The sequence below is a fragment of the Sphingomonas sp. UNC305MFCol5.2 genome (assembly GCF_000712135.1).
Classification (GTDB): Bacteria; Pseudomonadota; Alphaproteobacteria; order Sphingomonadales; family Sphingomonadaceae; genus Sphingomonas.
The window spans coordinates 72551-89237 of record NZ_JOOE01000003.1 but is presented as its reverse complement, the minus strand read 5'-3'; the positions used below and the strand labels follow the sequence as shown (position 1 = coordinate 89237).

The window sequence follows — 16687 nt, the reverse complement described above, 5'->3', positions numbered from 1 at the left end:
CGCTCGGCGCAGCCGGTTCCGCCGCGGAAGACCGGGGCGCTTGCAATGTAGGATTTCGTCTGCTTGCCTCGGCGGGCCGATAACTCGGTCGCTCTTTGACTCTGTGGATGCCGCTCATAATCCGCGGCGCAAACGAAAGAAAGTTACGTGATTGATTGCGTTTCCACCAAATGAGTCAAATTAAGCCCTATCCATACTGCGTCATCCCCGCTTTCGCGGAGATGACGAAGAAGGTCGGGAATGATCCGAATCACCGTTGGCGCGCTGCGGATCGGTACCTAGATGCGCCCCATGTTCAACGACCTCTCGACCCCGCTTTCGCTTCTCCAGACCCGCCGTTCGGGCAAGCCGCGCGACATGGTGGCGCCGGGGCCGAGCCCCCAACAACTGCGCGAGATGGTGGCGATCGCGGCGCGGACCCCCGATCACGGCAAGCTCGCGCCGTGGCGGTTCGTGATCGTTCCCGACGCGGCCCGGCCGGCCCTGGTGGAACGGCTGATCGAGATCCAGCGCACGGAAAAGCCAGACTGCACGGTGCGCGACGAGGAAGCTACGGCGCAATTCGTGACGCAGGCGCCGGCCTTGGTCGTCGTGCTCTCCGCGCCGGTGCACGGACACAAGATTCCCTTATGGGAGCAGGAGCTGTCGGCGGGGGCGGCGTGCATGAACCTGCTGCACGCGGCGCATGCTTGCGGATTCGTCGGCGGGTGGCTGACCGGTTGGGCAGCCTATTCGGACAAGGTGCGCGATCTGTTCGGCGAAGCGCCGCAGCGAATCGTCGGATTCGTCTTCATCGGCACGCCGGGGCGCGATCTGGAGGAGCGGCCGCGCGGTGAACTGTCCGAAATCGTACACCAGTGGAATCCCGGGTATGGACCCGATCGCTAATTAGTGTATTATGCCAGCATGACAGCGCTCGAGCACGACGACTCACCCGTTTACCTCAAGCTCCGCGCCAGCATCGCCGCGGCGATCCTGCGCGGCGAATATCGCGCGGGGGATCAGCTTCCCTCGGTCCGCGCGCTCGCCGCCGAGCATGGCGCCAATCCACTGACCGTCGCCAAGGCCTATCAAAGCTTCCAGGACGACGACTATGTCGAGGTGCGCCGCGGCGTGGGTATGTTCGTGCTGCCCGGCGCAGTCGAGCGGCTCCGTGTCGCCGAGCGCGAGCGTTTCCTGAAGGGGCATTGGCCGCGGGTGCGCGATCACATCGCTTTGCTCGGGCTGGATGTGAACGAGTTGCTCGACCGCGAGATCGCCTGACGGGACGGGCGAACCCGCCCCGAGCGACGGATCAGCCCGCGTTGGCGCTGGGCGTGTTGACCCCCATCGACTGCAGATATTTCCGCACGTTGCGCGCCGCCTGACGCAGGCGCTGCTCGTTCTCGACCATCGCGATGCGGACGAAGCCCTCGCCATTCTCCCCGTAGCCGACGCCGGGCGCGACCGCGACCTTGGCGTGGCTGAGCAATTGCTTCGAGAATTCTAGGCTCCCCAGATGCGCGAGCGCCGGGGGCAGCGGCGCCCAGGCGAACATCGAGGCGCGTGGGCTCGGTATGTCCCAACCGGCGCGGCCGAAGCTCTCGACCAGCACGTCGCGACGCTTGTGATAGAGCTGGCGGTTCTTCTCGACGATGTCCTGCGGGCCGTTGAGCGCGGCGCAGGCCGCCGCCTGGACCGGGGTGAAGGCGCCGTAATCGAGATAGGATTTCACGCGCGTCATCGCCGCGATCAGTTCGCGGTTGCCGACTGCGAAGCCGATCCGCCAGCCGGCCATCGAATAGGTCTTGCTGAGCGAAGTGAACTCGATCGCGACGTCCTTGGCGCCCTTGACCTGCAGGATCGAGACGGTCGGATTGCCGTCATAATAGAGCTCGGAATAAGCGAGGTCGGAGATGATCCAGACCTTGTTCTCCCTCGCCCAGGCAACCAGCCTTTCGTAGAAAGCGAGGTCGACCGTCTCCGCGGTCGGGTTCGACGGATAATTCACCACGAGGATCGACGGACGCGGCACGGTGAAGTTCATCGCGCGCTCGAGGCTCTCGAAATAATGCTCGTCCGGCGTGGTCGGCACCGCGCGGATCGTCGCTCCGGCGATGATGAAGCCGAAGGTGTGGATCGGATAGGAGGGATTGGGCGCGAGGATCACGTCGCCCGGCGCGGTGATCGCGGTCGCGAGGCTTGCGAGTCCCTCTTTCGATCCCATCGTGACGACCACCTCGGTCTCGGGATCGACTTCGACGCCGAAGCGGCGGCCGTAATAATTCGCCTGGGCGCGGCGCAGCCCGGGAATGCCCTTGGACTGCGAATAACCGTGCGCATCGGGCTTGCGCGCGACTTCGCAGAGCTTTTCGATGACATGGTCGGGTGGCGGCAGATCGGGATTGCCCATGCCGAGATCGATGATGTCCTCGCCTGCCGCACGCGCCGCTGCCCGCATGCCGTTCACTTCGGCGATGACGTAGGGCGGCAGCCGCTTGATGCGGTAGAACTCTTCGGACATTTCCACTTCTCTCTCGAATTTGGGCGCTGCATTGCGCCGTGGAGCGTTCCTACGCCATTCCGTGCGATGCGGGAATGACGTCTTGGCTTGTCGGCGCTAAAGGGTCCGTACTCGCCGCTGGAGAGGAACGCATGGCCGATACCACGACTCCGCTTCCGAACCTCGAGGACCTCCAGCACTGGACGTGGGTGCTGGGCAAGGCGCAGCAGATGATGCTCGAACACGGCATCGACCTGATGGAGCAGGTGCCCGCCGCCCCGGCGATCGGCGCGATGTTCGATCCGGCTGCGCAGATGCGCGCGAGCGCCAATTTCTGGGCCGACACGATGCAATTGTGGCAGCGCTTCCTCGATCCCGAGCACGCAGCGCCGTTCGAGGAGACGCCCGAACAGGCGCGCGACAAGCGCTTCAAGGCGCCGCAATGGCGCGAAGAGCCGGTGTTCGATTTCCTGCGCCAGAGCTATTTCGTGATCGCCGATCACATGCTGAAGGGCGTCGATGCTCTGGAAGGCGTGGATCCGAAGCAAAAGGAGCAGATCCGCTTCGCGACCAGAGGCTTCATCGACGCGGTGAGCCCGACCAATTTCCCTGCGACCAATCCGCAGGTGCTCGAGAAGATCGTCGAGACCAAGGGTGAGAGCCTGCTCAAGGGCCTGCAGAACATGCTGTCGGACATCGCCAAAGGGCAGATGACGCAGACCGCCGAAGGCGCGTTCGAGCTGGGCAAGAACCTGGCGATGACGCCGGGCAAGGTGGTCAAGCGCACGCCGCTCTACGAGCTGATCCAGTACGCCCCGGTGACCAAACAGGTCCATGAGACGCCGCTGATCATCTTCCCGCCCTGGATCAACCGTTTCTACATCCTCGATCTGACGCCCGAGAAGAGCTTCATCCGCTGGGCAGTGGAGCAGGGGCTGACCGTTTTCGTCGTCTCGTGGAAGTCAGCGGACGCGAGCATGAAGGACGTGGTCTGGGACGACTATGTCGAGCGCGGTCAGATCGACGCGATCGATACGGTGCGCGATCTCCTTGGCGTCAAGGGCGTGCACGCGATCGGCTATTGCGTGGCGGGGACGACGCTGGCCGCGACGCTCGCGGTGCTGGCCGCGCGGGGCGAGGCGGAGAAGGTCAAGAGCGCGACCTTCTTCACGGCGCAGGTCGATTTTTCCGAAGCCGGCGATTTGACGATGTTCGTCGACGACGACCAGCTCGCCCTGATCAAGAGCCTGGGCGCGGAAGGGTTTCTCGACGGGCGCTATATGGCGGCGACCTTCAACCTGCTGCGCGGGCGCGACCTGATCTGGAACTATGTCACCAACAATTACCTGATGGGGCAGGACTATGTGCCGTTCGATCTGCTCCACTGGAATTCGGACGTCACCAACCTGCCCTCGGCCTGGCATCTGAGCTATCTCACGGATCTTTACCGCGACAACAAATTGGCGGTGCCGGGGCTGCTATCGATCGAGGGCACGCCGGTCGATCTGAACAAAGTAACGACGCCGACTTATGTCCAGGCCGGCCGCGAGGATCATATCGCGCCTGCGGCAAGCGTCTGGAAGATCACCCATCACTTCAAGGGCCCGCTCAAGTTCGTGCTGGCGGGATCGGGGCATATCGCCGGCGTGGTGAATCCGCCGGCGGCGGGCAAATACCAATATTGGATCAACGACCAAAAGGTCGAGACGCTCGCCGAATTCATGGCGGGCGCCCGGGAAACCAAGGGGAGCTGGTGGCCGGATTGGGTGGAATGGATCGAAAGCGTCGACGCCGCCAAGGTGGATGCAAAAGGCGCACGTGTGCCCGGAAAGGGCAAGCTCAAAGCGATCGAGAATGCGCCCGGGAGCTATGTCCGGACACGCTAAAAGCCTTCATTCCGTAACGTAAACGTCTTTATTGTGCAGTGCACAAAATCGCTATTGCATCGCACGCAACAAGCCCTTACATGCTGCATTGCAGCAATAGTCAGGGGACGATTCGCATGGCCACCAAGGGACCGAAAGCGCCGGCAAAGCCCGCCGCTCCGAAGCCCGCGGCGCGCGCCAACAAGCCGGCCGCGCCCAAGGCTCAAGCTGTCGCAGCCAAGGTTGAGAAGCCCGTGCCGGTCGTTGTTGCCGAGGCAATTGCCCCGGTGATCGCGCCCGAGCCGGTCCCGGCCGTGGAAGCAGCGTCGCAGGAAGTAGTCGAGACCGTCGAAATCGCGGCAGAGCAGGCTGAAGCCGCCGCCGCGGAAACCGTCAACGAAGCCGAGATCGTCACCGAGACGGTCGCGGAACCCATCTTCAAGGAAACCATCACCATGGCTACCAATTTCGAAACCAACACCGCCAAGGCCCAGGCCTTGTTCGCCGACTTCAACGATCGCACCAAGGCTGCCGTCGAGAAGTCGACCAAGCTCGTCGAGGAGGCCAATGAGTTCGCCAAGGGCAACCTCGAAGCCGTCGTCGAGTCGGGCCGCATCGCAGCCAAGGGCCTCGAGACCCTCGGTCAGGACGCCGCCGAATATGGCCGCAAGTCGTTCGAGAGCGCGACCGCCGCGCTGAAGTCGTTCGCGAGCGTCAAGTCGCCGACCGAATTCTTCAAGCTGCAGAGCGACTTCGTTCGTGGCGCGTTCGACTCGTATGTCGCCGAAGCCTCGAAGAACACCGAAGCCGTGCTCAAGCTCGCCGGCGACGCCGCGCAGCCGATTTCGAGCCGCTTCGCGGTTGCGGCCGAGAAGGTCAAGACTGCTGCCTGAGCGCTTCGCGCTCCAGTAAACGCGTAGATGGGGCGGCTGCCGAAAGGCGGTCGCCCCTTTCTTTTGCGCCGAGCGCCGGATTTTTTGAAGATTAACGGCGCAGCACCGGCCTTGCCTCTGCTGCGGCTAACCCATATTTTCACTGCAACATGGCCGACCCCGAAAAATTCATGATCCAGATGGCCGAGAACGGCGACGACGACGACACGAGCACGCGCGATCCGTCGGTCGGGCTCGCGACGCGCACGCGCACGCGGACCAAGAAGCCGACGCCGTACCGCGTGCTGATGCTCAACGACGATTACACGCCGATGGAGTTCGTCGTGCTGTGCCTGCAGCGCTTCTTCCGGATGAACATGGAGGAGGCGACGCGCGTGATGCTCCACGTCCATCAGCGCGGCGTCGGCGTATGCGGCGTGTTCAGCTACGAAGTCGCCGAAACCAAGGTCAGCCAGGTTATCGACTTCGCCCGGCAGAACCAGCACCCGCTCCAGTGCACGCTGGAGAAAGCGTGACCGGAGCATTCTCGAGTTAGATGCACCTACGTTCTCCGGCGCAGCGGGCTCAGCTGCGCGGCGCGGGCAGCCAGCTCAAATCCAGCCCCTGATAACGATCGACGTAATTGGCGGCGCGTGCGAGCGCGCGCTCATCGATCAGCGTGACGCGTCCGGCTTCGCGACTGATCAGGCCATCCTCCTCGATCTGGCGGAGCATGCGGTTGACGTGGACTGCGGTGAGCCCGGTGGCGTCGCCGATTTCCTCCTGCGTCAGCCCGAGCGCGAAGACATTGGCGATGCTCGTGTCGGTCGCGCGCAGGCGGTTGCGCAGCTCGAGCAGCAACGCGGCGACGCGCACCTTGGCGCTGGTCCGGCCGAGAGCGGCGAGCCGGTCGGTCAGCGCGACGCGTTCGATCTGGCAATAAACGAGGATCAACGCCGAGAGCCGTGGGTGATCGCGCATGATCCCGGACAAGGCGGCGCGGTCGAACGGCGAGACGACGCAATCGGAAAGCGCCGCCAATGTCTCGGATGCCTCCTGATAGACCGCGCTCGAAACGCCGAGCATGTCACCGGGGAACAGGAAGCGCAGGATCTGCCTGCTGCCGTCGGCGAGCAGCACATAGCTCATCATCAGCCCCTTGCGGAGGATGAAGAGCTCGTTGCTCGCCTCTTTCTCACGCAGCAGCACCGCCCCGCGGCGCACATTCCGCTGGCGATCCTCCAGTTTGTCGAGCGCCTCCCGTTCGCCTTCGGTGAGGTCGACGAGTCCACTCAGCACATCCGCGAAACAACTACCCGACACGCTTTTGAATTCCCCCCACCCGATGTCCAAAGCAGTGCCGTGAAATCAACGCATTAAAGTCGATCAATCGGTTTCACGGACTGCCGCGCTTGCGCGTGCGCCATGAGCGACTAGAAGCTCGGACATGGACCGTATTCTCATCCGCGGCGGGAACCGCCTTTCCGGCAAAATCGCCATTTCGGGCGCGAAAAACGCCGCGCTCACGCTGATGCCCTGCGCATTGCTGACCGATGAGCCCCTCACGCTGCGAAACCTGCCACGCCTCGCGGACGTCGACAGCTTCGGACATCTACTGAATGAGCTGGGCGCCTCTACGGCGATCGAGGGGACCCGTCCCAACGATTTCGGCCGGGTGATGACCGCGCGTGCCGGACGGCTGACCTCGACGGTCGCGCCCTACGACATCGTCCGGAAGATGCGCGCGTCGATCCTCGTGCTGGGACCGTTGCTCGGCCGCGCGGGCGAAGCGACGGTGTCGCTGCCCGGCGGCTGCGCGATCGGCAACCGTCCGATCGATCTGCACCTCAAGGCGCTGCAGGCGATGGGCGCCGAGATCGAAGTCGCGGCGGGCTATGTGAAGGCCAGCGCGCCGGGTGGACGGATCGCGGGCGGGCGCTTCCGCTTCCCGGTGGTGTCGGTGGGTGCGACCGAGAACGCGCTGATGGCGGCGGCGACGGCGCGGGGCACTACCGTGCTCGAAAATGCCGCGCGCGAGCCCGAGATCGTCGATCTGTGCAACCTGCTCGTCGCGATGGGCGCGCGGATCGACGGGATCCATAGCGAGACGCTGACGATCGAAGGTGTCGACCGCCTGCACGGCGCGACCTATGCCGTGATGCCCGATCGCATCGAGGCGGGAAGCTATGCCTGCGCCGCGGCGATCACCGGCGGCGATCTCGAACTGGTGGGCGCGGCCGCGGGCGACATGCGCGCGACGCTCGACGCGCTGGTCGAGGCCGGTGTGACCGTCGAGGAGAAGCGCGATTCGATCCGCGTGGCGGCGCCTACGGGCATCAAGCCGCTGACCCTGTCGACCGCGCCGTTCCCGGGCTTCGCCACCGACATGCAGGCGCAGTTCATGGCGATGCTGTGCAAGGCCGACGGCGCCAGCGTGCTCACCGAGACGATCTTCGAGAATCGCTACATGCACGTGCCGGAGCTGGCGCGGATGGGGGCGAATATCGAAGTGCGCGGACGCACCGCCGTCGTTCGCGGCGTCGACAGGCTGGTCGGCGCGCAAGTGATGGCGACCGATCTGCGCGCATCGATGAGCTTGATCCTCGCCGGCCTCGCCGCCGAGGGCGAGACTCAGGTCAACCGCGTCTATCACCTCGATCGCGGTTACGAGCGGCTCGAGGAGAAGCTTCAGGCCGTCGGCGCCGATATCGAGCGCGCCGGCGACGGCTGAGTCGTTCCGCTTAATTTGACTCTTTTCACGGAAACGTCGCGCATCTCGCAACATTGTTTCGCGAGAAGGAGGCAAGTTGCGGACGAGTCAAAGAGCGGCCGGGCATAAGTCGGACACCGCGGACCAAGCAGACGAAATCCTACATTGCAAGCAGGCGGTTGTTAGCGATACCATGCCTCGAAAAGAAGAGGGGGCTGAAATGCGCATGCTCGAATTGGCAGCGATAGCTGCCGCGTTGACACTTGCGGGTGCAGCGCATGCCCAGGTGTCCGGTAATCCCGCCCCGCCGCCGCCCCCGCCGCCGCCCGAAATGCACGGCCCGGACGATCGCGTCACCGACTTCAACCGGATGCAAAACGACGTCGCCGGCCGCGCCGCGGGTCCGACCAGATCGCTACGCCCCGTCCCCGTAAGCCCGGAGGATGTCACGCCGGGCAGCGAAGTGCGCGATTCGAAGGGCGTCGTGATCGGCTCGATCGAGAGAGTCGGCATGGGCTTCGCGGTAGTTGCCAGCCCGGGCGGCAGGATCGAAGTCGAATTCGCGTCGCTCGCCAAGAACAACAAGGGGCTGCTGATCAACATGCCCAAGGCCAAATTCGACGCGATCGTGTCGGGCAAGCCGGCGCACTGACGGCGCGGGACGGCCGCCAACCACATTGGCGGACATTCTCGCGTCCTCCAGCCTAACGCGTGGTGCTCGTCGAGAAGGGGCGTGCCGCGCGAGAAGTAGCCCGGCTCTTGTTGGGCCGGGCCTGCATCGTGAAGCGCAACTCGCCGCCGGCGGTGAGTTCATCGTGCGTGATATAGCTGCGGTCCAGCGTTTTGCCGTTGAGCATGACCTTGCCGACATAGCGATTGGCGTCCGACAGACCTTCCGCGAGCACCGTGAAGCGCTTGCCGTTGGGCAGGGTCAGCGCGGCGCGGTTCACGAAGGGGCGGCCGAGCACATATTGGTTCGATCCGGGCGCGACGGGATAGAAGCCGAGCGACGTGAAGACGAGCCACGATGACATCTGGCCGAGATCGTCATTGCCCGAAAGGCCTTCGGGGCCGGTCTTGTACTGGCTCTCGACGATCTGCTGCAGCCGCTCCTGTGTCCGCCAGGGCTGGCCGGTGAAATTGTAGAGATAGGCGACGTGGTGGCTGGGCTCGTTGCCGTGGATGTACTGGCCGATCAGCCCGGCAATGTCCTCGGCATGACTGTAGTCGATCTTCGAATTGTCGAAGTCGAACATCGCGTCGAGCTTCTTGACTGCAGCCTTGTCGCCGCCGAGCAGGGCGAACATCGCCGCCTGGTCGTGGGGGACGAACCACGAATATTGCCAGGCGTTGCCCTCGGTATAATCCGATCCGTAGTTGATCGCGGTGGGATCGAAGGGGGTGCGGAAGCTGCCATCGGCCTTGCGGGCGCGGAGAAAGCCGGTCTTCGCGTCGAAGCTGTTGCGCCAGTTGGCCGAACGCTTCTCGAAGGCGGCGGCGACGTCGTCCTTGCCGAGCGCGCGGGCCATGCGGGCGATGGTCCAGTCGTCATAGGCATATTCGACGGTCTTGGAGGCGGCTTCGGGCTCCTTGTCGATGGGGACGTAGCCGAGCTTCATATAGTGATCGAGTCCGCCATAGGGGCCATAGCTCGCGCTCTTGACCATCGCGTCGAGCGCGGCGTTCGCATCGAAGCCGCGCACGCCCTTGAGATACGCGTCGGCGATCACCGGCACGGCATGATAGCCGATCATCGTCCACGTCTCGCGGCCATGGAATTGCCAGACCGGGAGGATGCCGAACGGACTCTCCTTCTGGCTGGCGAGCAGCGACTGGACGAAGTCGGCATTGCGGCGCTCGGGCTGGACGAGCAGCAGCAGGGGATGCTCGGCGCGGAACGTATCCCAGAGCGAGAAGGTCGAGTGGAAAGTGAAGCCGTCGGCCTTGTGGACCCGATCGTCGGGACCGCGATAACGGCCGTCGGCATCCGAGAAGATGCTCGGCGCCATCAGCGCGTGATAGAGCGCGGTCGATACCATCGTCTTCGTCGCGGCGGGCGCCTCGATCTCGATCGCGCCGAGCGCCTGCTCCCATGCGGTCCGGGTCTTGGCGCGGACGGCATCGAAATCGCCGCGCTCGGTGTCGAGATTGGCGATCGCATTGTCTTCGTCGACGCTGGAGATCGCGACCTTCAATTCGAGCGGCTTGTCGAGCTTGCCGAAATCGAGCCGGGCGACCAGCGCGCGGCCCGCTAGCTGATCGACATCGTCGCGCCCGCGGCCCGGCCCCTGGAAGCCCTTATACTCGATCTTCTCCTCCCGGTTGAGGAAGGCGTGGCCGGCCAGCGGCGCCGAGGGGCGCATCGCGAAGAACAGTTTCCGGGCCGGCGCCCAGCCGCGGGTCTCGCGCATGCCCGTGATGGTGCCGTCGGGGCGGATGCGGATCGACGACCAGAGCGTCTTGCCCGGATAATTGTAGAGCGCGCTGCGCAGATCGAGGATCAGATGCGCGGGGGCGCCGGCCGGAAAGGCGTAGCGATGGACGCCGACGCGAATGCCCGCGGTCATCTCGGCGCGGATGCCCGAATCGGCGAGGGTGACGCCGTAATAGCCCGGCTGCGCGGTCTCGGTGTCGTGGCTGAAGCGCGAGCGATAGCCCGAGCCGGGGGTCTTCGGGTCGCCCGGTTCGAGCGGCACGCTCTCGCCGGCGGCGGGCATGACGAGGAAATCGCCGAGATCCGAATGGCCGGCGCCCGAGAAATGGGTGTGCGAGAAGCCCTGGATCGTCGGGTCGTCATGGCGATAGCCCGCGGCGTGGCCGTAGCATTCGCGGATGACGCAGCCGGTGTCGGTGTCGGGGCTCAGCTGGACCATCCCGAACGGCGCGACGGCGCCGGGGAAGGTATGGCCTTCGCCGCCGGTGCCGATGAACGGATCGACGCTTTCGTACGTGGTCTGGGCGATGAGGGGAGACGTCGTGAGCGACAAAGCGGCGAGCGCGGCAAAGGCGCGACGAAAGCTACTGGGCATGGCGCGGGGTTAAAGCATGGCCCGATGACAGTGCCAACCGTTTACGAGGCCGTCACCCCGGCCTTGTGCCGGGGTCCACTGCGCCCCTTGCGGAGAAGCTGGAGCCGCTTGTCCAGCCGCCGCCGCACGGTGGACCCCGGCACAAGGCCGGGGTGACGTTTTGGTTTTCAGTTCCTGCCCGACAAGTCGATCGCGGCCTGCACCAGCGCGATATAGCTGGGGCTCATGTTCACGACATATTCGTTCTCGCCCCAAAAGAACGGCCAATTCTCGCTGTTCTCGGGGAAATCGGGCTTGAGGATCAAGGCGCCGGGAACGACGCCGCCGGCGATGAACGAGAAGTCGGCGCGGTTGTTGCCGTAGGCGACTTCCTTCGATCGGGTGCCGACGCCCGACACGAACGAGATGTCCGATCCCGGATGCGTGCCGTGGAGATAATCGAGCGCGCGGAACACGCCCTGGCCGTCGCTCAGCGCGGGAAAGGCCTTGTGGATCGCATAATCGGTGAGGCCGGTCTGGATCACCGCGCCATTGCCCGCCCAGCCGCCGGTGGTGATCGGCACGCCATAGGGATTGGCGCCGGTAAAGGGCGTGCTGCTCGCCTTGAGCTTGCGCACCGCGGCCTCGACATTGCCGCGATAGGCCGCGTCCATGAACGGGAGCGCCTGCAACGCCGTCTCGGCATATAGGCCGAAGCGCGGCGTGATCTCGGGCCAGAGCGCCGCGATCCGCGCGGCATATTGCGGGTCCTTCGTCGTCGCAAGCAGCTCGACCGCGGCAGTGAACTCCTCGCCGGGCAGCCAGCCGCCGGTGGTGTTGCCGTGGCTGAACGTGTTGGGGGCGCGGCCATGCTCCTCGGCCCAGACTTGGCGCGCGATCTTCAGCGCCTTGTCGGCGAGCGCGTCATCGTACCCGCGCAGCGCGCGGCTCGATGCGGCCAATGCCGCCGCAGAGCCGTAATTGAGTGCGCTCGACTTGCTGGTGAATACCCAGCGATCGTCGGGGGTGCCGCTGCGATCGCCCTTGCGCTCGCCGAATTTGAGACTGGCATCGTAGACCAGCCCGTCGGTCTTCGAGGCGGCGTCGCCGAGATGGGTATATTGCGCGACATCGGGCTCCACCACGCCGTGCACCGCATAGCCGACCGCGTCGTACATCGAGGCGAGATAGCGCACGCCGTGCTCGATCTGCTGGAGGATGTCGGGTTTGCCATCGGGAACGTGCATCTCGACGCGGCGGAGGTCCTGATCGACGAGGGTCTGGTCGCGGCTGGGCTTATGGTCCTCCCAGATGCCGACGAGCGTGCGGACGACGGCATATTGGGTCTGGGTGCGGATGTCGAAATCGCCCGCGTCGAGCCAGCCGCCGACATTGAGGCCGGGGATGTGCTCGCCGGGCTTATACTTCGTGTCGGTGGTGGGACCTTGGGCGTAGAGATCGACATGCTCGTGGTCGGTCGGGGCTTGCCGCGCATCGTCGCGGTGGCTGTCGCCGTGCCAGACGCGATAGGCCTCGTTGACCAGCATGTGATCCATCTGGACGGGCAGATAGACGTCGAGGCTCGGATGCCACGCGTCGGCGTAGATGGCGGGATCGATGCGGAAGCTGGCGGTGCGCTTGCCGGCATATTCGAGGCTGTAGAGGCCGGGCTGGCGAACGCTGCTGAAATCGAAGGTCAGGTAATTGTAGCGCAGATATTTACCCCAGACTTTGGGCGTGGCGGACAGCGCGACCGTGGTGTTGCCGGTCGCGTCGATGCGGAGCAGCCGCGCCGGGCCCGCGGACTTCGCATTGGCGTCGAGCTCGATCACCGCGGTCTTGGCCTGCGCGGGCGTGTAGCCGAGCTGCGAATGGCCGATCACCGGATCGCGCAGCCAGCCGGGAACGCTGTTGGGGCTGAGCGTCCATTCGACGACGCGGCCGGTCTTGCCTGCCGGCAGCAGGCTGCGCAGCACGAACCAGCCGTTCTGCGCCTGGTTGCGGCCGTCGAACAGTTCGAGGCTGCCGGTGTCGGCGCGGACCGTGACGCGGCGTGCGGGATCCTCGGGGGCGAATACCAAGGTCTTGCCTGAGGCCATCGGCAGCGGTTCGGCGCCGGGGCCGATGTCGCGTCCGCTCGCGGCGTTGCGTTCGCCGCCGGCGATCATGTCGCCTGCAGGGTAGAGCGGGAAGGCGCCGGGCCTGCCGTCGGCGAGGAAGCTCTTGTGGAAATAGGCCGGGGGCAGGAATTCGAGGTTGAACCCCGCCTTGCCGGCGAGCGCGGCGGGCAAGGGCTGGTCGAGGATCACCGCGACATGCACGCCGTCCGCCCTACGCTCGGCGCGGATGCGGTACTGGAACTTGTATTCGGGATATTCGAGCAGCGCCTCGATCGTGCCGGTCTTCGTATCGACGTCGCGTTTCACCATCCGGCCGATCGGGTCCCATTGGCCGGGGGTGGCGGAGAGGCGGACATCGCCGTTGGTCGCGGTGCGCTCGCCCTGCTGGACGATCTCGACGCCGCTGATCTTCGAATCGGCGAACAGGCCGTCATACCAGTTGGAGAAAACGAGGACGTTGACGCCGCGCTCCTCGAAATAGCCGGCCTCGTCGAGGCGGATATTCTCTTGTGCGGCAATCGGGGGCGCCAGCGCCGCCGCGCTCGCCAGAAGAAACACACTTAACAGCCGGCGCCCGATTTTGCCCTTCACGTCGCTCTCCTCTATGCCCGGATTTGCCCGGGCGCTTGGTGAAGTTAGCGTTAACACAGACAAAAGGGGCGGGGGAAGACTTCGGGGGTGCGGTGGTGCAGTTGAGCAGTGTCTTGTCCGATCGGCGCGGTGCCTGGATCTTCGTGCTCGGCTGCGCGGCGGTCACCGCGGGGGTGCTGATGCACGTGCCCATGTTCATGATGGGCCGCGACATGCACTTCATGCTCGCCGGCATGGCGATGGGCTGGGACATGGTCGCCGGCATGGGGCTGATCATCATCGGCTGCCTCGTCGCCGCGTACGGCCTGCTTCCGCGTGACGTCGCCGCGCACCGCGCGGCGAGCGAAAGCTTCGAGATCGCGGCGCCCGAGGACGCGCATCTGAGCCCGGCGCATTGGGGGCTGATGGCGGTGCTGGTCGTCGCATTGATCATCGACATCATGAAGCCCGCGGCATTGGGGTTCACCGTGCCGGGCATGATCATGGAATATGGCGTGCCCAAAGCGACCGTGTCGCTTGTGCCCTTCTTCGCATTGCTGGGCACGGTGACCGGATCGGTGGTGTGGGGCGTGCTCGCCGACATCTATGGGCGGAAAGCCTCGATCCTGCTTTCGGCGGTGATGTTCGTCGGCACGTCGATCTGCGGCGCGATGCCCAGCCTCGCGTGGAATATCGGCATGTGCTTCATGATGGGCGCGGCCGCCGGCGGCATGCTGCCGGTCACCTACGCGCTGCTCGCCGAGATGATGCCGAGCAAGCATCGCGGCTGGAGCCTCGTGCTGGTCGGCGGGCTCGGCGCGGTCGGCGGTTATTTCGCGGCGAGCGGCGCATCGGCATTGCTCCAGCCGATCTTCGGATGGCGGATATTGTGGCTGCTCAACCTGCCGACCGGGCTGCTGCTGGTCCTGCTTGGGGTGTTCATTCCCGAATCGGCCAAGTTCCTGCTCGCGCGCGGTCGTCGCGCCGAGGCCGCGGCGGTGATGGCGCGGTTCGGCTCGACCGTGAAGAAAGTGGCGGCGCCCAAGGCGGCGGAGTCGGGCGCGAAGGCGCATGTGCCGCTCACCGGCGCCAAGCTGATCGGCAAGCTTACCGCGCTGTCGATTGCCGCTCTCGCCTGGGGGCTGATCAATTTCGGGCTATTGCTCTGGCTTCCCGCCGATCTGGTGAGCAAGGGCTATTCGGTCGCGGTGTCGAGCAAGCTACTCGCCGCATCGGCGTTGATCGCCTTCCCCACGGTGTTCGTCTGCGCCTTCATCTACAGCCGATGGAGCACCAAATGGTCGCTCGTCACGGTGATCGGCATCACCTTGCTCGGGCTGGTGGGTGTGATGTGGCTAGAGCTGAGCGGCAGCGGATCGCCCGTGCTGCCGGTGGCGCTGCTGATCGTCGGATCAAACGGGATCATCGCGATCCTGTTGCCTTATACCGCCGAGAGCTTCCCGATGCGCGTGCGCGGCCGGGCGACCGGCTGGGTGGCGGCATGCACCAAGGCGGGCGGGGTCCTTGCGCAATTGCTGTCGATCACGGCGCTGGTGCCGGCGATGGGCTGGGCCGCGATCGCGATCATGGTGCCGACGCTGATCGCGCTGGGGCTGGTGGCGTGGTTCGGCCGCGAGACGCGGGGCAGCGATCTGCGCCGGCTCGACGAGGCGATGGACGAACCGCTGATTGCTTGATTGGTTTGGATTAAATTCCAGTATGTTGTGGGGCTCAGGCGTCAGATCGCCTTTGCCAGCTCGGCGCAGACCAATTTGCCCTCGGCCGCCTTGATCAATGCCGCCTTGAGCTGGGTGCGCTCCTTGCTCACGATCGGCGCGAACCAGGCTTTGCCTGCCTTGACCTGGGGATCCCAGGTCGCCTGCTCGAGCGGCGTCGACGGGCGGCCACGGACTTCGAGAAGGGCGTCCCCGATGCCCATCGCACGCGGTTCCGGGGCTGACGAGCCGTATTCCACGCCCTAGGGTGGCAAGATGAAGACTGCCGCGCTTGCACTGTTCGCCCCTCTCTCTTTGTCCGCCGCGCAGGCACCCGAAGGGGTAATGTTGCCGGTTCATGTGGGTGGGCGCGTCACCGTCGAGGGGCGTGAAATGCGTGCCGGGTGGCCTGGCGTCTATTTCGAGGGGCGCTTTCAGGGCACCGCCGTGACCGTCCGTGTGGATCCACGGGGCGATTTCATGCGGGTGCAGATCGACGGCAAGCCCTTCCGGACATTGACCAGCCGCGGCCTTACCGAGGTGAAGATCGCCGGACTTGCGCCAGGCGCGCATGTCGTTCGCCTCGAGAAGCTGACCGAAAGCCAGTCGGGGAGCAGCAGCTTCTACGGCTTTTTCACCAATGGCACGGCGTTGCCGCCACTCGCGCGAAAGCGCCGGATCGAGTTCATCGGCGATTCGCACAGCGTCGGCTATGGCGACACCTCGACCAAGCACGAATGTCCGGGCACACAGGTCCATGACACTACCGATACGCAGCAGGCGTTCGGGCCGCTGCTGGCGCGGCGGCTGGATGCCGAGTATCGCGTGATCGCCTATTCGGGCTATGGGATCGTGCGCAACTATGCCGGCCACAAGCCGGGCGAGAGCCTGCCCTTCCTGTACGATCGCGCGATCCCGGGCGATCCCGCGCCTGCCGCCGCCGATCCCGCATGGCGGCCGCAGACCATCGTCATCAACCTCGGCACCAACGACTTCTCGACGCCGCTCAAGCCCGGCGAGGCCTGGGCCGACGCGGCGGCGCTGCGCGCGGATTATCGGGCGAAGTACGTCGCCTTTGTCCGTGCCCGGAAGGGGCAACAACCGCAGGCGCGCATCTTCCTGATGGCCGCGGATAATTTCTTCACCGATGTCGAGGCGGTCGCCGCCGCGACCGGCGCAAAGGCCGTGCGGGTCCCAGCGCTGGAACTGACCGGATGCGACTGGCATCCGTCGCTTACCGACCATCGCACGATGGCCGAGTTGCTGGCGAGAGCGATCGCGCGGCCCGACTAGAAATTTATCCCGCTGCATTGAAGCGTTTGTGTTCCCCGGCGAAGGCCGGGGC

The 16687-nt window shown here is 65.2% G+C and carries 14 protein-coding genes; 9 read left to right on the top strand and 5 right to left on the bottom strand.

Going from position 1 to position 16687, the window contains the following annotated elements; all coding sequences use genetic code 11:
- Positions 1 to 291: 291 nt before the first annotated feature.
- The gene (locus tag BR78_RS0112140) at positions 292 to 888 is read left to right on the top strand and encodes a nitroreductase family protein (protein ID WP_029936543.1); all 597 of its coding nucleotides are present in this window, start codon (positions 292 to 294) and stop codon (positions 886 to 888) included.
- An 18-nt stretch (positions 889 to 906) separates the two neighbouring features.
- Positions 907 to 1263 (top strand): GntR family transcriptional regulator, encoded by a 357-nt coding sequence (locus tag BR78_RS0112135; RefSeq protein ID WP_029936542.1) that lies wholly within the window; start codon positions 907 to 909, stop codon positions 1261 to 1263.
- A 31-nt stretch (positions 1264 to 1294) separates the two neighbouring features.
- Here the strand turns inward: BR78_RS0112135 and BR78_RS0112130 are convergent, their stop codons facing one another.
- A complete protein-coding gene (locus BR78_RS0112130) occupies positions 1295 to 2503 on the bottom strand; it encodes an LL-diaminopimelate aminotransferase (RefSeq protein WP_029936541.1) in 1209 nt (402 codons plus the stop codon).
- A 131-nt stretch (positions 2504 to 2634) separates the two neighbouring features.
- On the opposite strand from BR78_RS0112130, the gene BR78_RS0112125 reads away from it, so the two are divergent.
- The 3 genes from BR78_RS0112125 to clpS all read left to right on the top strand — a co-directional run bounded on the left by BR78_RS0112125 (position 2635) and on the right by clpS (position 5755).
- On the top strand, positions 2635 to 4368 hold the full coding sequence (locus BR78_RS0112125) for a PHA/PHB synthase family protein (RefSeq protein ID WP_029936540.1): 1734 nt from the start codon (positions 2635 to 2637) through the stop codon (positions 4366 to 4368).
- A gap of 116 nt (positions 4369 to 4484) precedes the next feature.
- Positions 4485 to 5240: a phasin family protein gene (locus BR78_RS0112120; RefSeq protein WP_025561252.1), complete on the top strand. Its 756-nt coding sequence runs from the start codon at positions 4485 to 4487 to the stop codon at positions 5238 to 5240.
- Between the two features lie 179 nt (positions 5241 to 5419).
- Entirely contained in the window at positions 5420 to 5755 is a 336-nt protein-coding gene (gene clpS, locus BR78_RS0112115; RefSeq protein WP_025561253.1) for an ATP-dependent Clp protease adapter ClpS, read from the top strand.
- Positions 5756 to 5804: 49 nt separating this feature from the next.
- On the opposite strand, the gene BR78_RS0112110 is transcribed toward clpS, so the two are convergent.
- The gene (locus tag BR78_RS0112110; RefSeq protein WP_029727524.1) at positions 5805 to 6515 is read right to left on the bottom strand and encodes a Crp/Fnr family transcriptional regulator; all 711 of its coding nucleotides are present in this window, start codon (positions 6513 to 6515) and stop codon (positions 5805 to 5807) included.
- 151 nt (positions 6516 to 6666) lie between these two features.
- Here BR78_RS0112110 and murA point away from each other — a divergent pair, with 151 nt between their 5' ends.
- Positions 6667 to 7950, top strand: coding sequence for a UDP-N-acetylglucosamine 1-carboxyvinyltransferase (gene murA / locus BR78_RS0112105; RefSeq protein ID WP_025587757.1), 1284 nt, complete (start codon positions 6667 to 6669; stop codon positions 7948 to 7950).
- Between the two features lie 205 nt (positions 7951 to 8155).
- The gene (locus BR78_RS0112100; RefSeq protein ID WP_156022309.1) at positions 8156 to 8581 is read left to right on the top strand and encodes a hypothetical protein; all 426 of its coding nucleotides are present in this window, start codon (positions 8156 to 8158) and stop codon (positions 8579 to 8581) included.
- Between the two features lie 52 nt (positions 8582 to 8633).
- On the opposite strand, the gene BR78_RS0112095 is transcribed toward BR78_RS0112100, so the two are convergent.
- Both BR78_RS0112095 and BR78_RS0112090 read right to left on the bottom strand, forming a co-directional pair.
- A complete protein-coding gene (locus tag BR78_RS0112095) occupies positions 8634 to 10958 on the bottom strand; it encodes a GH92 family glycosyl hydrolase (RefSeq protein ID WP_029936539.1) in 2325 nt (774 codons plus the stop codon).
- A gap of 167 nt (positions 10959 to 11125) precedes the next feature.
- A complete protein-coding gene (locus BR78_RS0112090) occupies positions 11126 to 13648 on the bottom strand; it encodes a glycoside hydrolase family 9 protein (RefSeq protein ID WP_025560122.1) in 2523 nt (840 codons plus the stop codon).
- Positions 13649 to 13761: 113 nt separating this feature from the next.
- On the opposite strand from BR78_RS0112090, the gene BR78_RS0112085 reads away from it, so the two are divergent.
- Positions 13762 to 15324, top strand: coding sequence for an MFS transporter (locus tag BR78_RS0112085; RefSeq protein ID WP_029936538.1), 1563 nt, complete (start codon positions 13762 to 13764; stop codon positions 15322 to 15324).
- Positions 15325 to 15365: 41 nt separating this feature from the next.
- On the opposite strand, the gene BR78_RS0112080 is transcribed toward BR78_RS0112085, so the two are convergent.
- The gene (locus BR78_RS0112080) at positions 15366 to 15566 is read right to left on the bottom strand and encodes a hypothetical protein (protein WP_025560124.1); all 201 of its coding nucleotides are present in this window, start codon (positions 15564 to 15566) and stop codon (positions 15366 to 15368) included.
- A 52-nt stretch (positions 15567 to 15618) separates the two neighbouring features.
- Between BR78_RS0112080 and BR78_RS0112075 the strand changes: the two genes are divergently transcribed.
- Positions 15619 to 16635, top strand: a complete 1017-nt coding sequence (locus tag BR78_RS0112075) for an SGNH/GDSL hydrolase family protein (protein WP_025560125.1) — start codon at positions 15619 to 15621, stop codon at positions 16633 to 16635.
- Positions 16636 to 16687 lie beyond the last annotated feature (52 nt).